17 protein-coding genes are annotated in these 22099 nt (G+C 41.8%); all 17 read right to left on the bottom strand.

The window, feature by feature from the left end; genetic code table 11:
• Positions 1–17: 17 nt before the first annotated feature.
• The 17 genes from galT to ACNQGS_RS24735 all read right to left on the bottom strand — a co-directional run bounded on the left by galT (position 18) and on the right by ACNQGS_RS24735 (position 21808).
• On the bottom strand, positions 18–1499 hold the full coding sequence (galT, locus tag ACNQGS_RS24815; protein ID WP_491489656.1) for a UDP-glucose--hexose-1-phosphate uridylyltransferase: 1482 nt from the start codon (positions 1497–1499) through the stop codon (positions 18–20).
• Positions 1492–2493 carry a UDP-glucose 4-epimerase GalE gene (galE, locus tag ACNQGS_RS24810; protein WP_491489655.1) on the bottom strand — a complete coding sequence of 334 codons (1002 nt, stop codon included), beginning with the start codon at positions 2491–2493 and terminating at the stop codon, positions 1492–1494. Before galE ends, galT begins: the two co-directional genes overlap by 8 nt.
• Complete coding sequence (locus tag ACNQGS_RS24805; protein WP_491489654.1) at positions 2490–3674, bottom strand: galactokinase; 1185 nt, start codon at positions 3672–3674, stop codon at positions 2490–2492. The genes galE and ACNQGS_RS24805 overlap by 4 nt, the downstream gene beginning before the upstream one ends.
• A gap of 163 nt (positions 3675–3837) precedes the next feature.
• The gene (gene ebgA, locus ACNQGS_RS24800; protein ID WP_491489653.1) at positions 3838–6990 is read right to left on the bottom strand and encodes a beta-galactosidase subunit alpha; all 3153 of its coding nucleotides are present in this window, start codon (positions 6988–6990) and stop codon (positions 3838–3840) included.
• Between the two features lie 35 nt (positions 6991–7025).
• Entirely contained in the window at positions 7026–7859 is an 834-nt protein-coding gene (locus tag ACNQGS_RS24795; RefSeq protein WP_491489652.1) for a carbohydrate ABC transporter permease, read from the bottom strand.
• Entirely contained in the window at positions 7859–8725 is an 867-nt protein-coding gene (locus ACNQGS_RS24790) for a carbohydrate ABC transporter permease (protein WP_491489651.1), read from the bottom strand. The genes ACNQGS_RS24795 and ACNQGS_RS24790 overlap by 1 nt, the downstream gene beginning before the upstream one ends.
• Before the next feature lie 123 nt (positions 8726–8848).
• Positions 8849–10126 (bottom strand): ABC transporter substrate-binding protein, encoded by a 1278-nt coding sequence (locus ACNQGS_RS24785; RefSeq protein WP_491489650.1) that lies wholly within the window; start codon positions 10124–10126, stop codon positions 8849–8851.
• A gap of 210 nt (positions 10127–10336) precedes the next feature.
• A complete protein-coding gene (locus ACNQGS_RS24780) occupies positions 10337–11335 on the bottom strand; it encodes a LacI family DNA-binding transcriptional regulator (RefSeq protein WP_491489648.1) in 999 nt (332 codons plus the stop codon).
• Positions 11336–11728: 393 nt separating this feature from the next.
• Complete coding sequence (locus ACNQGS_RS24775) at positions 11729–12913, bottom strand: amidohydrolase (RefSeq protein WP_491489647.1); 1185 nt, start codon at positions 12911–12913, stop codon at positions 11729–11731.
• A gap of 2 nt (positions 12914–12915) precedes the next feature.
• Positions 12916–14145: a Zn-dependent hydrolase gene (locus ACNQGS_RS24770; RefSeq protein ID WP_491489646.1), complete on the bottom strand. Its 1230-nt coding sequence runs from the start codon at positions 14143–14145 to the stop codon at positions 12916–12918.
• Positions 14146–14160: 15 nt separating this feature from the next.
• Positions 14161–15372: a hypothetical protein gene (locus tag ACNQGS_RS24765; RefSeq protein ID WP_491489645.1), complete on the bottom strand. Its 1212-nt coding sequence runs from the start codon at positions 15370–15372 to the stop codon at positions 14161–14163.
• A gap of 244 nt (positions 15373–15616) precedes the next feature.
• Positions 15617–16372 (bottom strand): NRDE family protein, encoded by a 756-nt coding sequence (locus tag ACNQGS_RS24760; RefSeq protein ID WP_491489644.1) that lies wholly within the window; start codon positions 16370–16372, stop codon positions 15617–15619.
• A 354-nt stretch (positions 16373–16726) separates the two neighbouring features.
• Entirely contained in the window at positions 16727–18352 is a 1626-nt protein-coding gene (locus tag ACNQGS_RS24755; protein WP_491489643.1) for an ATP-binding protein, read from the bottom strand.
• A gap of 115 nt (positions 18353–18467) precedes the next feature.
• Positions 18468–19784, bottom strand: a complete 1317-nt coding sequence (locus tag ACNQGS_RS24750; RefSeq protein ID WP_491489642.1) for a sensor histidine kinase — start codon at positions 19782–19784, stop codon at positions 18468–18470.
• A gap of 70 nt (positions 19785–19854) precedes the next feature.
• The gene (locus tag ACNQGS_RS24745) at positions 19855–20529 is read right to left on the bottom strand and encodes a response regulator transcription factor (protein ID WP_491489641.1); all 675 of its coding nucleotides are present in this window, start codon (positions 20527–20529) and stop codon (positions 19855–19857) included.
• Positions 20530–20700: 171 nt separating this feature from the next.
• Positions 20701–21360 carry a PspA/IM30 family protein gene (locus tag ACNQGS_RS24740; protein WP_491489640.1) on the bottom strand — a complete coding sequence of 220 codons (660 nt, stop codon included), beginning with the start codon at positions 21358–21360 and terminating at the stop codon, positions 20701–20703.
• A gap of 1 nt (position 21361) precedes the next feature.
• Complete coding sequence (locus ACNQGS_RS24735) at positions 21362–21808, bottom strand: hypothetical protein (RefSeq protein WP_491489639.1); 447 nt, start codon at positions 21806–21808, stop codon at positions 21362–21364.
• Positions 21809–22099: the final 291 nt, after the last annotated feature.

The raw sequence follows: 22099 nt of genomic DNA, 5'->3' as shown, positions 1-22099 counted from the left end.
CCACTCCATTTTCAAACTCAAGATATTGTTTGGATAAATCGATGAAACCCGCTTTCTCCCGCTTCATCCCGTTTAAAGACACCAGCGTCCTCTAATACTTTCAAAAACTTCTTGCCGACCTCTTCCCTAACCAAAGATTCTATGTTTGATTCGTTCGCAATTGGGGTTAATCGGTGTTTTAACTGCTCTGCCCATTCCAAATGGTAATCAGCTACTGCATTTGGCTTTCCGAGGATGTACTTTTCAACTTCGGACAGCTCATCCTTTAAACGGGCAGGCAATACAGCGAGCCCCATGGCCTCAATTAACCCAACGTTTTCCTTTTTAATATGATGAACATCTGCATGGGGGTGGAATATTCCGAGCGGATGCTCTACACTCGTCCGGTTGTTGCGAAGGACCAAGTCCAGTTCAAACAAGTTCCCTTTTTTACGGGCAATCGGTGTGATTGTATTATGAGGAGTCTCACTGGTCCAGGCGATGATACCAAGCGATTCGTCACTATAATTTTTCCACTTTGTTAAAATATGGACAGCAGCATCCGTCAGAGTGCTTATTTGCTCCGAACGAAGACGGATAACAGACATTGGCCATTTGACAACAGAGCCTTGAACATCCGGAAACCCAGCCATTTCAAAACTCCAATCATCAGTTGCTTTCGCCATCGCAAATTCATAATTGCCGCCTTGATAATGGTCATGAGAGAGAATGGAACCGCCCACTATCGGCAAATCGGCATTGGACCCTAAGAAATAATGCGGAAACTGCTCAACAAAGGTTAACAATTTTAAAAACGTCTCTTGATTAATTTTCATATCTGAATGGGTTTCAGATATGACGATGCAATGCTCGTTATAATACACATACGGTGAATATTGCAAGTACCATATTCTGTCCAACAGATTCACGCGGACCATGCGATGATTGGAACGGGCCGGATGACCAATCCTCCCGGCATAGCCTTCATTTTCTATACAAAGTAGACATTTTGGATAGGCTGTTTGTTGTATCTCGCGCTCGCGGGCAATGCTATTCGGGTCTTTTTCTGGCTTCGAAAGGTTGATCGTAATATCCAACCTTCCGTATTCCGTCTCCGCCTTATATTCGATATTTTTCCGAATCTGCTTCATCTGGATATAGTTACTGTTTTTGCTTAGATCATAAAAATACTGAGTCGCCGCTTCCGGACTCTGTCTATAATTTTCATAAAATTTCTGATTGACCGTCGATGGTCGGGCGATGAAACAGTTCATAATTTTACTAGTAAAAATCTCCTTTTCATCAAAAATATCTTCAATGATTCCTTTCTCGCAGGCGTAATCTACGATCTCCTCTAACACATCGGGAATCTCAAGATTTGTTTCTCCTTCACATTCCGTAAACTCATTTAATTGTAATAGCGACAGGATTTGGTTACGGGCATAGATTTCGTCATCCCTCTCGATTAAACGAACAGCCAGGGCTTTACCAATTAGTTGTTGAACAAGTTGATTAATCATATTGTTCACCTTCATAACCATTTGGGTGATGCTGATGCCAATTCCAAGCATCGCTGATGATTTGCTTGATTGATGTTCTTGCCGGGTTCCAGCCGAGTACTTGCCGCGCTTTTTCGGATGAGGCGATTAAGGTGCTTGGGTCACCTGATCGGCGTGCCCCAAATTGAACCGGAATATCAATACCCGTAGCCTCTTTGGCCGTTTCAATAATTTCATTTACGGAAAACCCTTGGCTGGAACCGAGGTTAAAGATATTGCTTTGTCCGTAATTTTGTAAATACTTGAGGGCTAAAATATGGGCAGCAATCAAGTCCTCGACATGGATATAATCGCGGATACAGGTTCCGTCCGATGTATCATAATCATCCCCAAAAACGGTAATCGCCGGCCGCTTTCCTAACGCCGCTTCCAATACAACCGGAATCAGGTGGGTTTCTGGATTATGGTCTTCTCCAATTTGTCCGTCACTTCTTGCTCCTGCCACATTGAAATACCTTAAGGATACATACTTCAGGTCGAATGCCTTCTCACACCATGCCATCATTTTTTCCACAGCCAGTTTGGTTTCTCCATACGTGTTAGTTGGCAGCTCCGCCGCTTCTTCTGCAATCGGCATTATTTCTTGTTCTCCATAAACGGCAGCTGTCGAAGAAAATACGATATGTTTCACGCCATATTCCTTCATCATTTCAAGAACAATTTGTGTCCCATGCACATTGTTGTCAAAATACTTCAGCGGTTCCAACATCGATTCTCCAACAAGGGAGTTGGCAGCAAAATGCATAATAGCCTCTACATTTTCCCTTTCAAAAACCGTCTTCATAAACTCCCCGCTGCGGATATCACCTTTATAAAAATGGGCTTTTGGGTGAATGGCACCTAGGTGGCCGGTTTGCAGGTTATCAATCACTGCCACTTCATAACCTTGGTCAATCAATTGGTACACAGCGTGCGAGCCAATATAGCCCGCCCCGCCTAAAACGAGAATACTCATTCCGCAACAGCCTCCATTTCGATTTCCTTTGCCCCCCCGCCAATGCCGGCAACATAGAAATCAGCCTTATAGCCAATCTTTTCAAAATATACCTCACCGACATTAGCGATAAAATTTCCAACCTCTTCATTAGCAACTATTGCAATCGCACATCCGCCAAACCCAGCACCTGTCATCCGAGCACCAAAGACCCCCGGCTGCTGCCATGCCGCTTCTACTAAACTATCAAGTTCAATTCCGGTCACCTCATAGTCCTCACGTAACGAGGCATGGGATTGGTTCATCAGCTGGCCAAAAGCTTCCAAGTTGCCGGCTTTTAATTCTTCAAGTGCCTTTAACGTTCTTATATTTTCATAGATTGCATGCTTTGCACGCTTTCGAACCACTTCATCGGTAATAAGATGTTTGTTATCTTCAAATTCTCGTTTAGACAGCTGCCCCAACGCATCAATTGGGAGTTTTTGCTGAAGCTGGCTCAGTGCCACTTCGCACTGGCCCAGGCGCTCATTGTATTTTGAGTCTGCCAACTCCCGTCGCTTGTTTGTATTCATTATGATAATTTTGTGATTTTCCAGCTTAATCGGCGCGTACTCATATTTTAAAGTCTGGCAATCTAACAGAATTCCCGTATTTTCTTTGCCCATGCCGACAGCGAATTGGTCCATAATTCCGCTGTTAACACCAATAAATTCATTTTCCACTCGCTTGCCAATCTTAATTAACTCAAGGCGGGGAATGTCTAATTCGTACAGGCCGTTTACTAAAACTCCTGTTAGGAGCTCTATGGATGCAGATGAGGAAAGACCTGCACCATTAGGAATATTTCCTTTAATTACACATTCAAACCCGGTCGGAATCATATAGTCAGCTTCCATAATAAAGTGGATTATTCCCTTTGGGTAGTTGGCCCAATGATGATCCTTTTCGTAATCCAGTTTGTTTAAGTTAAATTCAATCATCCCTTTATCCGGAAAATTTTCCGAGTATAAACGGACGAGCTGATCTTCCCGTTTCCGAACAGCCGCATAGGTTCCATACGTAATGGCACACGGAAATACATGACCGCCGTTATAGTCAGTATGTTCCCCAATTAAATTGATCCTTCCGGGGGCGAAAAATGCCCTTTCGGGTAAAGAATTAAATAATTCTTGAAATTTGTTAGATAGTACTTTGATAGTCATGTCCTTATCCTCCAGAAGCTAAGGTTTGATTCGTAACTTCATTTTACTCCCCATAGTAAAAACATTCAATATTTTAGTAAAAATTTAACTAAAATAAAAAACCTTCCATGAAGGAAGGCTCACTTAAATAAATATTCAATTTGGCAGATTACTAGCTTATTTGTCACACCAATTTACTTAATTCAACTGGCGATATTTCATTTTTTGAAAATGCTTTGAAACTTACTGTAAAGTGGAAATCTTTGTTTAACAGGCGATATTGTTCAAGCACTCCTGGTCCGCAGCTTGCGGATCCAAGTCCCTGCTGCTTATAATCTACATTAAATGTAATGAAGTCTTCTTTAACCAAATCATAGGTATGCTTTGCTCGCTCTAAACCATCTGTGGTGTACAAATGTGTACTAAAATCAAAGCTTGGCTTCCCTGCCGCTAATAAACCGGTCCCTGAAAGATTTGTCAAGGACACCCATCTTACCTCATGGCGGTTTCCATTTTCCTGTGGTACCACATAAGGAGTAAATAAACCATTAACCGTCGAAGACCAGATACCAAACCGTGCCGCTTGTTTACTATCGGCATACGATTCACCTGGCCCCCGTCCATACCAATCCACCTGGTCAAATGAACGTTTTAACTTCATTTGTAAGCCTATTTTCGGTAATGTGGCTGATGACACACCAAGTTTTTTACCGAACACATCGACAGACACCACACCATTATTCTTGATTTCATAGGTAATAACCGTACTAAGTCCCCAAGCATGAACAGGCGGTGCAAGTCTTGATTTTACAGTAATGGTGACTACATCCTTAGCCTGAGACAATTTATAGTCAAACGATTCAATGCGGTTTTGCATTTGGTGTAATCCATACTTTCGCCATTCAGGCTCTTCTTTTTTAACGCTAAATTCCTCTAGGCCAAGCCTGTCATTATCAGTCGGCGCCCGCCAAATGTTCACAGTTGGACCACTTTCTAATAGTTCCATCCCATAAACCTTCCAAGAATGAAGGACACCATATACACGGTCAAATGTAAGTGAGAAGGATTCACCAGTTACGATTAACTGATGCCCAGTTTCTTCTATTAAAAGCGGACAGAAGCATCGTGGATAAGCAATATCTTTATTACTCTTGACAGCCGAAGGCAGTTCGAATTGTGCCCAGGCAACTTCATGGCCCGCCTTTGCCCATTTTAAATCTTCTGCTTGAATAAATGAAATATTTAACCAATAATCTGTATTTTTACGTTTCACACTTGGCAGTACAAAAGGAATGGATACTTCATGTGATTCACGGGGTAAAATTTCAGGCATTTTCATTGTTCCATTATCAAGAATCTTACCGTCAGACTCTACCGTCCATGATAAACTAAGATGATTTAAATGAATAAAGTCATACAGATTATGAATACGAACTACACCGTTCTCGAGGGCAACTGCCTCCACGCGAACCGGCTCAATAACCTTTTTATATTCAAGCAGGGCCGGAGAAGGGGTTCTATCAGGCATAACAAGCCCATCAATAACAAAATTGGAATCATGAGGGGTCTCACCGAAATCGCCGCCATACGCAAAATACTCTTCACCATTTTTAGCAAATTGACGGATGCCATGATCCAGCCATTCCCAAACAAATCCACCTTGTAATCTATCATATTGATAAAAGAGATCAAAATATTCTTTTATCCCCCCGGGTCCATTCCCCATTGCGTGAGCATATTCACATAGAATATGCGGCTGTTTTAAATCTGTACGTCTACCCAGTCGTTTCATTATTTCATGAGGGGTGTACATAGTTGAAAACATATCAGCAGCTTCGTGCAGTCGTGTTGGATTATGATCTGATTCCGTCATGATAAAACGCGTTTCGCCTTCGTAATGTATGAGTCTGGTAGGATCCTTTTGTTTTGTCCACTTCGCCATTTGTATATGATTTTCCCCAAATCCAGATTCATTCCCTAAGGACCAGATAATAATCGATGGATGGTTTTTATCGCGCTCCACCATCCTCTTCATCCGATCAACATAGGCTTCCTTCCACTCCGGATCTTGGCTTAACTGATGAATATTGCCAATTCTATCAAAACCATGAGTTTCCAAATCTGTCTCATCTATGACATAAAGCCCATATTCGTCACATAAATCGTAAAAACGCGGATCATTTGGATAATGGGCTGTCCGAACAGCATTAATATTATGCTGCTTCATCAACTTAATATCTTTTTCAATCCAATCTATTGGAACAGCCCGGCCTAAGTCTGGATGATGATCATGACGGTTCACACCTTTAAATAGAATCGGCACACCATTCACTTGAATCAAGCCATCCCTCAACTCCACCTGCCTAAAACCGATTTTTGCCGGAATAACTTCGATGGCCTCACCATTTTCACCCTTTAAGGTTATCAGCAAATGGTATAAATACGGTGTTTCGGCCGTCCATTTGTTAGGGGAAGAAATCGGAATGGTGATATTTAAGCTTGATTCACCTATCCCATTCAGTACAACTTCCTGCGTTTTCTCAGTTACTATTCGATATTCACTGTCAAGAAGTTGTACCATAAACTCATGACGATTTATCCCGTCTCTATAGGAATGAATCCATGACTCAATCCGTAATTCAGCATCTGTATAGTCTTCATCAAGAATTGTCTTTACAAAGAAATCATGCGTATACACTTTGGGCTTTGCTACCAAATAGACATCGCGGAAAATACCGCTTAGCCACCACATATCTTGGTCCTCAAGGTAGCTTCCATCCGACCATTGGTAAACCTGTACCGCAATCGTATTTTTTCCCTCTTTAACAAACGGCGTCACATCAAATTCTGAAGGAAGGCGGCTCCCCTTGCTGTAACCAACCTCTTGGCCATTGATCCAAAGATGGAATGCACTATCCACTCCCTCAAAACGCAAGAACAGACGCCCCTCCAGCATTTCTTTTGATAAATAGAAATCTCTTCGATAGGAGCCTGTTGGATTTTCTGTTGGAACATATGGCGGGTCTACAGGAAATGGATACTGTACATTGGTATAATGCGGTCTGCCGTATCCTTGCATCTGCCAGTTAGAAGGCACCTGCAAATCTGCCCAAGCACTTACATCATATTCATTTTTATAAAATTGATTCGGGGCTAGTTCAGGTGTTTCAGCATAATGAAATTTCCACATTCCATTCAACAATAAAAATCCGTAAGCGCGGCCGCGCTCATAGCTGATTGCATCCTCCATATTCTTATAGGACATAAAATAAGAGCGATCTTTTATTCGATTTCTATGAAGTACAGAAAGTAATTCATAATCTTTTGTTTGTCTCATTCTGAACCTCCTGCATCTTCTTATTTAAGTGCTGCTTATTTCACCGCACTTCCTAACATACCTTGGATAAAGTGCTTTTGAAGGACTAAGAAGAAAATAATAATTGGAATAGTCGCAATCATGATTCCGACATTAATTTGCCCATAGTCAATAATCGAACTTCCTCTAAGACTTGATAACGCGACTGGGAACGTATACATCTCCTTGGATGTCGTGACAACTAACGGCCATAAGAAGTTATTCCATTGCTGCAGGAATAAAAAAATGGACGTCGCCGCAAGCGCTGGTTTCATAGAAGGCAATACAATCCGGAAGAAAATTCTCAACTCACCAGCGCCATCCATTCTAGCTGCCTCCATTAATTCGGTTGGAAACGCCATAAAGTTTTGCCTCATTAAAAAGATTGCAAACGGCGTACAAACAGACGGCAGGATAAGCGCCAAATACGTATTCAGCATATTAAAATCCGACATCATCCGAAATTGCGGTATCAACAGTGCCTGATGGGGAATCATCATCGATAACAAAAACGCCATAAAGATAAATTTATTTCCTTTAAAGTGAAACTTTGATAATGCATATGCCGCCATGGTCGAAACAATCAGCGCCAAAATCACATAGGAAATCGACACAAAAAGGGAGTTAAAAAGCACCCGCCAAATCCCGATTGATGCATTTAGATTATTTAAATTCGTTAAAAATTGATCTCCCACTACCATCGTCGGTGGATTGGAAAATATTTTACTTGTGTGATTGGTGGATCCAACAAGCATCCAATAAAAGGGGAAGATTGACATCACAATACCAATGAGCAATAGGAGAGGAAGAATCACTTTTTTAATCCGAGTGGAAGCTGTCTTTTCCTGCATTATTTTCCATCCCCTGTCGTTTTCATTTGAATAATTGAAAGAATAGCTACTAAAATCACCACTACATAGGCTATTGCAGATGCATAGCTAAAGTCATAGTACTTAAATCCATTAGAATAAATCATTAACCCAAGTGTCATCGTAGCATCCCCTGGACCACCTTTTGTCAGGTTAAACGGTTCATCGAATAACTGTAAGGTGGAAATAGTTGAGATCACAGACGTAAACACGATAATCGGTTTTAATTGTGGAATTGTAATTGAAAAGAACTGTCTGATTTTCCCAGCCCCATCAATAGATGCCGCCTCATAGGTTTCTTCCGGGATGTTTTGCATTGCCGCAAGATAAATGACCATATTATAGCCTGTCCATCTCCATGTCATTGCAAGAATAATTGAAACCCTCGCCCAGAAAGAATCTTTTAACCACGGAATGGGATCAATCCCTGTCAATGTTAATAATTGATTGACAATTCCTTTATCCATCAAAATGATAGAGAACAAGATTGAATAGGCTACTAATGATGTAACCGCCGGCATAAAGAATGCTGTACGATAAAGTCCTTTAAACTTTAACAGTTTACTATTTAAAAATGCTGCCAATATGAGAGCTAGTATTAGCATTACTGGTACTTGGACTATGAAAATAATAAAGGTGTTAAATAACGCCCGATAAAATGTCGAATCGTGTAATAATCGGATATAGTTATCTAAACCTGCAAAAACATAGGCGCCGCCTTCTAATTTTTGAAAACTTAAAATGAAAGAGGAAATAATCGGGTATATCGTAAAAAGAATGAAAAATATGACAGCTGGGGCTAAAAATAGATACGGCGTTATTTTTGCTTTATTTATTCGATTAATCATGCTGTTCAACCCCTTAAATGGTAATAAACGCTTCCGTACATTACCTCGCTAAAGTTTATAATTGGAACTATGGTTAATGAATAGCTTCAGCACCCGCCTGAAAAAACGGGCGCTTCCGCACTTTTACTTCAATCTGTTTTCAATATTCTTCTTGGTATTTTTAATTATATCTTCTGGATTAGCCCCATTTATAACTTCCCCTAAAGCTTTGACAATTTCATCTCGAACAATCGGGTCATTTTTTGTATACGTAATGCTAGGGATTTTATCCATTTCACCAGCAAAGAAACGCCATATTTTTTGATTTCCAAAGAACTCTACTTCTTCATCAAATAGCTTTGATTCAAACACTGGGTTATACGAAGGGAAAAGTCCGCCTTTCATGGCAATTTCCTGAGCTTCGAAGCTAGTGGTAAACCATTTTAAGAATTCATACGTTTCTTTTACATTTTTACCTGTAGACGGGATGACAAATGAACTTCCTCCCTGAAGTGATGAACGTGAGCCGCCTTCTTCGAATGCAGGCAACGGCATTACTCCCCATTTACCTTTTGTATCTGGTGCTTGCTGTTCAATGGTTCCTGTCAACCATCCGCCGGCAACTACGGATGCAGTATCAGAATTGGCAATGCTAGTAACCCATGAATCCCAGCCTGTTACACCTAACAATAATCCTTTGTCGTTTAACGCTTTCATCACTTTCATGGCTTTAATCGATGCATCACTGCCAACCGTTAATTTATTGTCTTTATCAAAATATCCTTCGGCTTGTTGATTTAACAAAATCGTATAAACATTTGAATCTGCTTGGTCAAAGGCTAACATTGCTTTACCAGTTGCTTTCTTAACTTTTTCACCTGCTGCGAGGAAATCATCCCATGTTTTAATTTCTTCCGGATTTACCCCGGCTTTTTTGTATAAATCTGTTCGGTAAAAGACACCTGCCGGACCAGCATCAAATGGCATCCCATATATTTTTCCATCTTTTGATACTGCGTTCATTTTAAACTCTGGGAAATCCTTTTTATACTTGTCATATCCTAATTTACTTAAGTCTTCAAATGCGTTCGGAAAAGCTTCTAATTTCCCATTAAGGTCATCATCTGATTGTAGTAAGCCATCTGGCAGACCTTTGCCCCCAGCTTGCAAACCAGTTGTGGTTTTTTGAATAATGTCTTTTCCGCCAGTTTCAATCACATTTACTTTAAAATCAGGATGATCTTTCTGATAGATTTCTGCCGCCTTTTCAAGGACCGGCACATTAATATTGTTTGCCCAAATCGTGATGGCTCCGTCTTTCGAGGCTCCATTCTCCCCGCTGGAACCGGAGCCGGAACCGCATGCTGCGAGGAGCAGAGATAATGCTGCAACTGATGAAAATAACTTTAGCTTTATTTTCATAAAATAATCACCCCTGTTTTAGTGTTTTGTTTACTAAAAAATAGTAACATGGTTTAGTTAAAATGTAAACGCTATTTTTATCAATTTTTTAGTAAATTTGTATATTTCAATTGATCCCTAGGTTTAGTTTTTTACCTTCCCAGTTTGGCTATTGTTAATCTCTTCTAAAACACACAAAAAAAAACGAGCTGGTTTGCTCGTTTTTTTGGTTTATTTAGCTGGAGTACTTTTGCGGAAAATCGGTGTACCTTGTATATATACCGTTTTTGCTGTGGTTCGATTCTTAAATAGTCTCTCGGTTATAAGATCTAATCCGGTTTCACACATCGTAGGAATATCAATATGGAATGTCGTTAACGGAGGCGACACATATTTGGTGACACTGATATTATTTATACTGAAAAAGGCGACCCTTTGAGGAATCGGAATCTGCTTTTCATTAAACGCCTGCAATGCTCCGATTGCAAGTGGATCTGTCGCCACAACAAATGCCTCCGGCAGGTCATCCCCCATCTTCTCAATTACTTGCAATGCAATCTGATAGCCATTTTTTACTGTACTAGAGGGAACAATTAATATATCTTCTTCTCTTAATTTATTTCTATCCCTTTGATAGTTCCGAAAGGTGATTTCCCTTAATTGTGGAATTGGCTCTTTCGTTTCAACGTCATAGTCCATTGCGCCAATAAAACCAATCCGTTCATATCCGCATTCTTCAAAAAATTGAATCATATATTCTGTCATCAGTTTTAAATCTGGGAGCACCGAATCCAAATTCTGCGGATCCCTGCTTGTATTTAAAAACACACCATGGGGTGTAATTTCTTCCAAATACTTTATTTCTCGATCCGTTAATTTTCCGATCGCGATAAAAGCCGATGAATTTTTATCAATTTTCTCAATACCATCTTTTTGATGGTATCGTATTAATTCTATTTTCCTTTGTTCTGCCTGCTTTTCTAACTCTGTACGAATTCCCTTAAAATAAACATCCTCAAGCTCTTCCTCATTAGATATCCAATATAAAAAAGCAACATTATTCAATTGAGTTATCCCTTGTTTTTTCTTATAGCCCATCTCTTCTGCAATCGCTTTTATTTTCTCCCGTGTATCATCACTTACTGATAAATTGTTATCATTATTAAGAACTCTTGAAACGGTTGTGATTGAATATCCTGATTTTTTGGCAATATCCCTAATGGTTGCCATTCTCTTCCACCCCCTATTCTTCGCTCCATTTTTATTTTATCCAAATGAGCTAGCAAAGTAAACAAGTTTACTAAACGTTTTATTCACTTAAATTGGGAAATACCCATATTCCCTTTAAAATAAAGGAAGTTTTTTCGCTTATATTATCCAAATCTTTGGATTTTGTCTTATTTAGAGCAGTTAATCGGAATATCTTCGCTTATATCTGCTTCTTAAGCTTCTTCTTTATACATTAGTCGGAAATTCTCCGCCTATGAATTACATAACTAAACGGATATCAACAATGAATAATAACAGAGCCTAAATAAACAAGGTGTCAGGCACCCTCCGTGGACAAAATCCCATTTTGTCCATGAAGGGTGCCTGACACCTTTCCTCATTTTATTCCATTTCCTATGCTTTCTTTTCATTCAAATATGCCCATGCATATTGTGCGTAGAGTTCGGCGCCGGTTGCAAGGGCGTCTTCGTCGATGTTGAATTTGCCATGGTGGTGGGCCCATTGTGTGTCTTTTTCAGAGTTGCCGCAGCCTACAAGAGCAAAGCTGCCAGGGGCCTCCATCATGTATTCACTGAAGTCTTCACCGCCCATGGTTGGCTTTTCGAAGTAGATGGACTCCTCGCCAAACGCTTCGGAAGCGGTCTTTTGAACAAGCTTTGCACTGTACTCATCGTTGTTGACTGCTTGGGTGCCGTGAACATAGTCGACCTTTGCAGTTGCCCCGTAAATGGCAGCCACTTGTTCCGCATATTGCTTCAGCTGGGTTTCAATATGGTCTCTCACTGCCGGGTCAAAACAGCGGACCTTTCCCTCAATGTACGCATTTTCAGCAATTACGTTAAACCGCGTCCCAACGACCATTTTTCCAACCGTTAGAACGGCTGGTTGCTGCGGATCGACGGTGCGTGAGACCACGGATTGCACATTCATCACAAAGGAGGAAGCCACAACCGCTGCATCAATACAAGCTTGTGGAATTGCTCCATGACCGCCTCTGCCTTTAAAAGTGACGGTAAATAGGTCTGCGGACGCAAAGGATGGACCAGGATTGCAGGAAACCTTTCCTGTTGGCATCTGTGACCAGATATGGATGCCGAAAACATTATCGACCCCATCCATCGCCCCTTGCTTCACCATTCCTTTCGCACCTGTCGCCACTTCCTCGGCCGGCTGATAAATCAAACGGACATTTCCGGGCAGTTCTTCTTTTATATCATTCAGAGCCTTGGCTGCAATCAACAGCATCGCTGTATGAGCATCATGGCCGCAAGCATGCATTTTGCCATCTTCTTGGGACGCATACGGAAGTTCCTTATTTAATTCCTCCACTGTCAAGGCATCCATATCACCCCGCAGCCCTACGGTTTTACCAGGCTTCCCGCCTTCAATTGTAGCAATAACACCGGTCGGTTCTGTCTTCCGGTACGGAATACCAAGATTCTCAAGATACTCGCAAATAAAGGCGGTTGTCTTATATTCCTCCCAGGACAATTCCGGTTCACGGTGAAACTTTCTGCGCAACTCTACTAATTCTTCGTTATATTTTTGAATCGCTTCTTTAATTTTTCCATGAATCATAGCTATTCTGCCTCCGTTAACGTTTTTGCTGCTTCGTATAGAATCTCAACTGCATTGGCGATATCCTTACTGCTGGACCACTCTTCCGGACAATGGCTAAGCCCGTCCTTACTAGGAATAAACAGCATCGCCACGTCGGTCACATCAGAAAGGACCATTGCATCATGGCCGGCACCGCTGTTGATTGAGCAATAGGAAAGGTTCCGTTCGCTACATTTCTGTTTTAAAAGAGAGACAATCTCTTGATTCATCACTTTCGGCGGCATGTATAATTGCTGCTGTACTGCCGTCTTAATTCCATGGCCATTATAGGACTTTACCCATTCCGTTACTTTCTCGACCGCATCAAGGACGCGTTCTTCTTTTCCGGAACGGATATCGACGGTAAAAACAACCTTATCAGGAATCACATTCGCCCCGTTAGGCCAAACGTTAAGACGGCCGGTGGTGATGACTGTTCCATCCCCTTCCTCGCAAGCGAATTCCGGGAATTTAGCAATCATTTGTGCAGCAGCTACTAAGGCGTCTGCCCTTCGGTCCATTGGGGTGGTGCCCGCATGCCCTGCACGACCTTCAACCGTTACTTCCAATTGGGTTAATCCGACAATGGCTTCGACCATGCCAATCGGAATGCCCTTTTCTTCAAGGATTGGCCCCTGTTCGATATGCAGTTCCAAAAAGGCCTTCAGCGTTTTTGGATTCCTTTTTTTCGGCAAAGACGGGTCGAGGCCAATTTCCGTCATCGCTTCTACAGTGGTCTTCCCGTCTTTATCGGTAATCTTGAAAAATTCTCCCTCTGTCAATAAGCCGGTTATCCCTCTCGACCCCATCAGACCGCCGCCAAATCTAGAACCCTCTTCTTCTATCAGGGCAATCACTTCCAATGGGTATTTGGGTGTCAGGTTATTTTTCGAAAAAAGACCCGCTACCTCAAGTCCTGCCACCACACCGGCAGGACCGTCGTAGGACCCGCCATTCGGCACAGAATCAAAATGGGAACCAACTAGGACGCTGGGAGCATCCTTTAACGTGCCTTCGAGTTTACCAAAGATGTTGCCCAATCCATCTTCACGGACCTGGAGCCCGTATTCCCTCATTATTTCTTTGATATAATTCCGAGCTTGCAAGTCCTCTTTGCTATATGTCAGCCGGGTTGTCCCTTTTCCCGGTGTCGCTGTGAATTGATTCAAGACCTCAATATGTTTTTCAATTCTCTGCTGTAAATCGCTCATTGTTTTTCCCTCCTATTACTTCAAGAATCCAACGAAGATGCCTGCTAGAATGACCGATACAATTGTCACTGTAATGAAACCTCCCACTAGCATTGGCGGTAGCATATGGCTTGTCAGCATTTCTCTTTCTTCCTCGTCATCTGTTAGCGACTTGATTACCTCATTGGTAATGATATAGTCAGCCGGAAATCCGTATAAGGCAGTCAGGGAAACGGCAAACGCCATATCTTTGCTCACCTTCAAAATCTTGCCGGCGATAAATGAGAAAATATACATCCCGATGACTGCTAAGATGATGGTTCCCACCAATGGGAATAGAATTTCCATCATCATGCTTGGTGTCGCTTGTTTTAAGCCGTCAAATATAAACAGCATCAGCGCCATAATGGCTAAACCAAAACCGTTGGCTTTTTGAAGAACCTGTTTTTCCAAAAAGCCAGCACTTGAGGCGATAACCCCAAACAGCAAACATAGAACAAACGGACTGATCGAAACAACTGGCGCTGCCAACGCTGAAACTTGGTAGGCAAGGTAAGCAACTAATGCAAGTCTAAAAAACTTAAAGAAGTCGGTGTTGTATTTATCAGGTAAATTTTTAAAGAGCTTTAGCTCTGGCTTAGCAACGGCGGAAGCGGCCGCAACCTCTGTTGCAGCAGTTGCCTGTTCCTTAACTGCCGCAATTTCCCCGCTTCGGTACTGCTTCAAAAGCCTTTTTCCTTCTTTTTTCAAAACGATTGAAGTGATCGGGTAACCTGCAAACCCCTGAACAACATAGATAACGATAGCAAAAACTGATAGAGTTGCAAGGCCTGCTTCCTTTGCCCCCTCGGACATGATTAACGCAGAAACCACTCCGCCCACTAATGGCGGAATCGCCACAACGACTGTTTGAAAACCGAAGATAAGGCTGCCTACTGTCATCAATATGGCAATAATCCCAAGGATTCCAGAAAGGGCAATGACAATCGTTTTCCATTGCTTTTTCAATTCATGAAGAGATAGCAATGTACCCATATTGGTGATGAGCAAGTACATCATCATCGTCGCAACAACAGGCGGTACGCCGGAAATGGCTACGATATCTTTCGGAAAAAAGGTCCAGTAACCAATAAGGAATAACACAGCACTGACAAATATCGATGGTATCCATGCTTTCGTCCGTACGGCAACAAGGTCTCCTACTAATAAAATGAATACTACTATAACTAAGGCTAGCATTTGTGACATAAAATCACTTCACTTTCTCTAAGATGGAATATTAATATTTCGCGTTGCTAAATTATTGTTATTATTAGAATAATAATATAATTTTATTTTTCAGTCAATTTATAATTTTTCCAATCATCAGGTAACCGTTTTCAAAGTATTTATCCAACTATCTGCAAATTAATTGTTATTTTAGTAGTTTTATAAAATTATTCCAAAAATATTTATAACCAAAAAAAATACAGCAGATGCATGATCCGCTGTATTAATAGGAGATGATATATTTTTGATCATTGGTACCTTCAGTTGAAAAAACTCGTTCTATATATTTGATTCCATTATTGGACATAAGCATAACCGTCGAACTTCTTGTCCCGTAATTCCCACTTTTGATAAACATCGGTGAAAGCATTCTTTCCATCTCTAATGACACGCCCGTATTCGGCAGTCGTTCATCCGGAGCAGGGTCTGCATTATTGAGGAGAGTCATAAGCTGCTCTTCGAGGTCCTTTGAGTCTTCGGTTACGATGTTTGACAGGCCTGCCTTCCCTGTTATCACCTTCGGCCACTCGGTATTAAGAAGATGGTTACTGACCCCATAAATGCCCGGCTCAAGCTTTTGAAGCTCTTGTCCAATGTTAGAATAATAATAAAGCCCCGCGGCATCTCCGGCCAGCAAGTTGTAGCCGGGATACTGCTCCTTTGTTTCTGACAGCTTTTGCATGTAGCTTTCAATGGTCCCATTATAATTCAAGGCATCGGCCACCAATTCCCCCCGTGACCGTTTTCCCTCGGCAACCTCTTTTGGATTGCGATAGTTGGTCAATGCGGCAAACCGCCCTCCCCGGGTAACGCCCATCCAAGTTCCCATTTTCTCCAGGTCCCTTCCGGCAAGGATATCTGGCTCATCTTTCCAAAAATGGGCAGGGGCAGTCGGTCTTTTATAAAACTCATCTCGATTGGCAGCCACAATCAACTGATGCTTAGGGTGGACTTTATACGCAAAAAGAATTAAACACACGAATCATCACAGCCTTTTTGAAAAATTTCCCTTCTCCTATTTTAACGGTTTATCACCTTATCCGCCATGTTCTTGATAAAACTCAATTAAACGTTTGATTAGTTTCACAAAGCCTTATGTATCAAGTATTCCGGCGTTTCAATCAAACGTTTGGTTAGTTTTTTTCTCTCTTTCCCAAGTTTTAATCAAACGTTTAATTAGTTTTTCCATCTTATACCTAAAAATCCAATCAAATGTTTGATTAGTTTCCCCATCCCTTATGCGCCAAGCATTCCAGCATTTCAATCAAACGTTTAATTAGTTTTTCCCACAAAAAAGAGACTCCCTGAATAGACAGTCCCTTATACCAATCTTTTATTCTGCCAGCGGCAGTTTAATTACCACTACTGTTCCTTCGTTTTGTTTGCTTGAGTACGAAATACTTCCTTTATGCTGCTTGATGATCTTGTGGCAAATCATGACACCAAGTCCGGTTCCTTTTTCTTTTAAACTATAAAACGGTTCACCTAACCGCGGCAAAAGCTCTTCCGGGATCCCGTAGCCATGGTCCCTGATTTGGACAATACATTCGTCGTCATCCCCTTTACGGAGATAAATCTCGATATTACCGCCCTGGGGCATTGCCTCCATGGCGTTTTTTAAAATGTTCAGGAATACCTGCTTCAATTGGTTTTTCTCACAAATAATCGGGAATGGTGCTTCCTCGAACAAAGTGTTCATTTGAATACCGTTCATAAGAGCCTGAGGAGATAGAAATTCAATCGTATTTTCAATCAATTCCCGTAAATCTGCCTGGCTGAGTTTGACCGCCTGCGGTTTACCTAACGAAAGCATCTCGCTTGTAATCGTTTCAATCCGTTCAAGTTCACTCAGCAGCAAATCACTATATTCAAGATTATTGTTACCAGCCTTATAAAGCTGAACAAAGCCCTTAATGGTCGTAAGGGGATTCCGTATTTCGTGGGCTACCCCTGCAGCCAGCTCTCCAACAATTGAGAGCTTCTCGGATTGCAAGAGAATCTCTTCGGCCTTTTTCCGTTCTGAAATATCCCTGCTGACAATGACAAGGTGCTCGATTAAATTATTTTTTCCTCTAACAGGCATACAGCGGGATTCAAACTCAATCCAGCGGCCGTCCTTGTGAAGGAAACGGACCTCCATTGACTGTGCTTCTTCTTTTTCAAACAGCCTTTGGACGTTTTTTCTAAAAAATCCAACATCATCAGGGTGAATGAATTGGCAGAGTTCTTTCCCTTCCAATTCTGAAAGCTGATATCCAAGTACAAGTTCATGAGATGGCGAAAAATATGTAATCGAGTGATCTTTCCACATTACTTTAATCAGGTCAGACGTATTTTCTGCGATCAATCTATATTTTGACTCGCTCTCCTCAACCATCTTATACATTTCTATTAACCGGCTATTCATTCGGTATAGCTTAAGATAGGATTCGATTAGCAAAACGCCGGTTATGACACCAAGCATGACGAAAGCTACATACTCAATGTGGAAAAGCGGCTTATCTCTAAAAATATGAAATATAATGGGTACTTCTATAAAATAAATAATGGCATAAAGGACAAAGAAGATAACACTTCTTTTTACTGCGGTAAAGCGTGCTGTAAACACATGGGCTATGCAAAAACCGACTATAATGACTAACCAGCCGATGATAGGTGTGATCAACTGGCCACCAGCTAGCAGTCTTGCACCGATTGAACAGATTGCAGTAATGACGCCGCCCACTGGCCCAAAATAGGCAAAACTGATAATCACTGCGGCATAACGGATATCGTAGACATACCCGTCCCGTTGAATGGAGAGGGTAACAAGAATGGCGGCAACAATTCCTCCATATAGCCCCACAAATAACCGGTAATGTTTAAGCGGTTTAAAATCCCTAAACGAACCCGCGACAATTGGTAAAAATATCAAAAACGCAAAGATTGCGAGATTAACAATGTAATCTAATAGAACCAACCGGCCTCCCACCTAAACCTTCAAGTATATTCCTATCATAAACTAGACGTTCTTTTATTGGAATAGGTTCCTTTAATTGGAATCTAAAAAAATATCGGCGGCCGTTTATCGAAAGTTATAGCTGGGGAATAAAAATAGTAAACTTGCTTCCTTTCCCCAGTTCACTATCCACTTTTATAATCCCTTGATGGGTTTCAACAATCCATTTGGCAATCGAAAGCCCTAAACCATGCCCTCCCATTTGCCGGGTTCTAGATTTATCAGCCCGGTAGAAGCGTTCAAAAATACGTGGGATCTCTTCCTTTTTCATCCCTATTCCCGTGTCCTGGACCATCAACCGCAGTCCCTGCCCATCCTTTTCAAGGATCAGATTAACCTGCCCACCATTAGGGGTGTATTTAATGGCATTGTCCAATAGAATATATAGAAGCTGGGACAATCTATGGGAATCACCTATACATAGCAAATTTTCCTGCGCCTCCATCTTGAGCGCAATTTGTTTGGCAGCAGCAAGGGCTCCAACTGATTCAACGGCTTTCCCCGCAAGCGGTCGGAAATCAAATTGTTCTGCCCGCAGTTCAATGGTATTGGAGTCGGACCTAGCCAATGTTAGCAGGTCACTGACCAGATGATTCATCCGCTTGCCTTCCCGCCTCATGTTGGTAAGGAGTTTTCCCAGAAACGCCTCTCGCTGCGGTTCAATTGTCATTTCCATTGCATCAATCGAGGACAGCAAAACGCTTAAAGGTGTTCGCAGTTCATGGGAAGCATCGGCCGTAAACTCCTGCTGCCTTGTAAAGGCTCTGCTGATGGGCACCATGGCTTTTCTAGACATATTGGCACTAATAAACAGAGCTACTACGATAAAAATTATCCCTAATACACCAAACACAATCAACAGCCAATGAAACATTTGATAGGCAAATGTGATGTCTTTACCAATATAAAGCTGCCCGAAATACTGCCCCTTTACGTAGAGGGACTGGCTCGCTACCATTAGACGGAGATCTTCCACTCCTTGAGAAGGTCGGAATTGACCAGTTTTTCCTCTCCCGCGCATATTACCGTCCACATGGAGCTTTATATTGCGAATGTCACCTGTCTTATCGAATTCATTACTCACCACCCGCAGCAAATCTGGGTGGAGTCGGTAATCTGATTCATTCCCCATAATCAATTCATCATTAGAATTGACTACATAATAGAACGATTGACTGGCACCGGCAAAGACAATCTCTTGGTTTTGAATCCCTTGAAGGCCGTTTTTCCCATTCTGCTCTAAATAATCCTCAATATAGGATCCTTCCTGTCCCGCTAATGTTTGCAGTTCACGTTCCTGGGTTTTGAGAATGACAAGATAAAGAACAGAGAACACAATAATGATAAAAATAGCAAGAAATAGAATCAACAGCCCGCTATAAATCCGTGCCAATTGCCCTTGTGTTTTTTTAAAAACATTCTTCTCGTTTCGGCTGGTGAAAAGGCTAATAAATGAAAGGAAATTAGTGTACAAGCTTATAACCTACCCCTCTTACACTTTGCAGCAGCTCCTGTTTGCCAATTGGATCAAGCTTCTTACGGATTAATTTCACGGTCGCATCAATTGTTTTTGGCGCGACATCCGCATCATAGCCCCAAATCCGTTCAAGGATCACCTCGCGCGGCAGGACCTGTCCCTTATTTTGCACCAATAAGTCCAAGAGCTGAAATTCACGGGGGCTGAGCTGAATTTCGCCGCCTTGGGAGCGGACGGTATGACTGTTTCGGTTCAGGACCAAATCTTGAATCCGGGTTTCCTCTTCCAGTATTGGCGCATAGTTGCGACGAGAAAGAGCCCGCAGCCTGGCTAAAAGCTCATCAATTTCAAACGGCTTCACCAAATAATCATCGGCGCCTGAATCCAGGCCTTCAATCCGATCCTGAACGGAATCTTTTGCCGTTAACATCAAAATGGCACCCGGATAGCCTTGTTTCCGAAGACGACGGCAAACCTTGACTCCGTCCCCGTTCGGCATCATCCAATCTAGGATTAACACATCATAGTGGGCTGCGGTCGCATAATAAAACGCGTCTTCCCCTTCTTGAACCCATTCAACCTTGGCGCTGCCCTTTTTTTCTAACATATAGACAACCAGTTCTCCTAGATTAAAATCATCTTCGGCTAATAGAATATTCATTGGTAATAAGAGCCCCTTTCGAGTTTGATAGGAAGCAAATTTCTACAGCTTGAATCTACTATCGAAACCTTAACTTTTACTTAAAATCGAGCAAGGGGTTTTTTTGCATTGCGACATAAAAAAGAAGCACCCGGACTGCCTAAAGCCGATGGTACTTCTTTCCTGCCTGTACTATACAAGCAGTTCTTTTTCCGTTTCGAGTTTTTCGATTTCTTTATTCAGTTCATCCTCGTTAACAAAGCTATTGAACTGAGTGACGGACGGGGCAAACTGGCTGCCGGCTTGTACTTCTGCTTCCATTAAGAGAATCTTGTCCTCAGCGCGGGCAATTCCTCTTGCAATCGTGTCGGTTTGGAAGGATACCGTTGCTTTTTGAATTTGTTTCATAGACAGAGCTACATTCGCACGGGATGCCAGCACAATCTTCTTTTGCTGAAGATCATGATAAAACTGTTGCAACTCCTGAATTTTCCCTTTCAGAACTTCAGTCTGGCCTTTCAGGGCTTCATATTGCTGCTCATACAGGTTTTGCTGCTTTTCTTGGGTTAGTTTTTCCTGCACGGCTAATTTCGCCATCGTTTCCTCGCCTTGCTCAATCGCAAGCTTTGCTTGGCGGGTTCTTTTTTCAACTAATGCCTTCGTATCAAGAATTAGAACCTCAAGTTTATTTTCCGCAAAAATTTGCCGGGACAGAGCCTTTTGAGCTTTAACCAATTCTTGTTCGATTTCTCTTGAATATTCGTTTAACATGGCAATTGGATCCTCAAGGCCGTCTAACAAACCATTGATATCTGCCTTCGCGATTGTTTTAATTCTTTTAAAAATACCCATTTTACTGATCCTCCCTTTTGCTAGTAAGATTTTTTTCCCATTGGTCTAAAAGACTTGCATTTTGGCTGCTTAAAGGTTCATGTGAACTAATTAAAGATGTATCTATAAACTGCTGCATCGAAGCAGCCTTAGCTCGTTTTCTTAGCCATTTCACTAAGAAGTATACGGCCGCTAATACAATCGCGATGAATAATAGTGTGCCAAGCCAGTGGAATCCGCCACCGTGATGAGGACCGTTCATGAAATGCCCATGTCCGAAACCGCCTTGCGGGTTCATTCCGGCCATGCCTCCGCGGCCGCCTGACCCTCCTTGTCCCATTCCTGGTCCATGTGGACCGCGGGCCATGGCGCTGGCACCTCCAAACAGATAATGGAGGACATTTACCACAAACACCATTGCAGCAATGATCACACCCCAGAAAACTCCTTTTTTCACTTTCGTATTCATCAATTTTTTGCCTCCTTTCGTTCTTGATGATTGAAGTTTAAAAGAGTTTGGTGAAAACTTGGTGAAAGAATGGTCATGCATAAATTCTTTTTTAAAAAAATATGACTCCCTGCCACTAAATTCCTAAGACAATTCACATATGGTTTGAAGACTAAGTTTAATAGAGCATTTTGGTTTCTAAAGGAGGTTATTGGCTACCGTAATGGTGGACCATGAACAATTTGGTTAGCCAATGGAAGCTATTGGCGACCATAATGGTGGACCATGAGCATTTTGGGTAACCAATGGAGG

It is taken from the genome of Neobacillus sp. PVCKKU3 (assembly GCF_058323225.1).
The sequence above is the reverse complement of the archived record's forward strand: the minus strand, read 5'-3'. Positions and strand labels throughout refer to the sequence as shown.

Excerpts from the sequence above, each read along its gene's own strand:
- galT (WP_491489656.1), bottom strand. The coding sequence starts at position 1,499 with ATGATTAATCAACTTGTTCAACAACTAATTGGTAAAGCCCTGGCTGTT.
- galE (WP_491489655.1), bottom strand. The coding sequence starts at position 2,493 with ATGAGTATTCTCGTTTTAGGCGGGGCGGGCTATATTGGCTCGCACGCT.
- ACNQGS_RS24805 (WP_491489654.1), bottom strand. The coding sequence starts at position 3,674 with ATGACTATCAAAGTACTATCTAACAAATTTCAAGAATTATTTAATTCT.
- ebgA (WP_491489653.1), bottom strand. The coding sequence starts at position 6,990 with ATGAGACAAACAAAAGATTATGAATTACTTTCTGTACTTCATAGAAAT.
- ACNQGS_RS24795 (WP_491489652.1), bottom strand. The coding sequence starts at position 7,859 with ATGCAGGAAAAGACAGCTTCCACTCGGATTAAAAAAGTGATTCTTCCT.
- ACNQGS_RS24790 (WP_491489651.1), bottom strand. The coding sequence starts at position 8,725 with ATGATTAATCGAATAAATAAAGCAAAAATAACGCCGTATCTATTTTTA.
- ACNQGS_RS24785 (WP_491489650.1), bottom strand. The coding sequence starts at position 10,126 with ATGAAAATAAAGCTAAAGTTATTTTCATCAGTTGCAGCATTATCTCTG.
- ACNQGS_RS24780 (WP_491489648.1), bottom strand. The coding sequence starts at position 11,335 with ATGGCAACCATTAGGGATATTGCCAAAAAATCAGGATATTCAATCACA.
- ACNQGS_RS24775 (WP_491489647.1), bottom strand. The coding sequence starts at position 12,913 with ATGATTCATGGAAAAATTAAAGAAGCGATTCAAAAATATAACGAAGAA.
- ACNQGS_RS24770 (WP_491489646.1), bottom strand. The coding sequence starts at position 14,145 with ATGAGCGATTTACAGCAGAGAATTGAAAAACATATTGAGGTCTTGAAT.
- ACNQGS_RS24765 (WP_491489645.1), bottom strand. The coding sequence starts at position 15,372 with ATGTCACAAATGCTAGCCTTAGTTATAGTAGTATTCATTTTATTAGTA.
- ACNQGS_RS24745 (WP_491489641.1), bottom strand. The coding sequence starts at position 20,529 with ATGAATATTCTATTAGCCGAAGATGATTTTAATCTAGGAGAACTGGTT.
- ACNQGS_RS24740 (WP_491489640.1), bottom strand. The coding sequence starts at position 21,360 with ATGGGTATTTTTAAAAGAATTAAAACAATCGCGAAGGCAGATATCAAT.
- ACNQGS_RS24735 (WP_491489639.1), bottom strand. The coding sequence starts at position 21,808 with ATGAATACGAAAGTGAAAAAAGGAGTTTTCTGGGGTGTGATCATTGCT.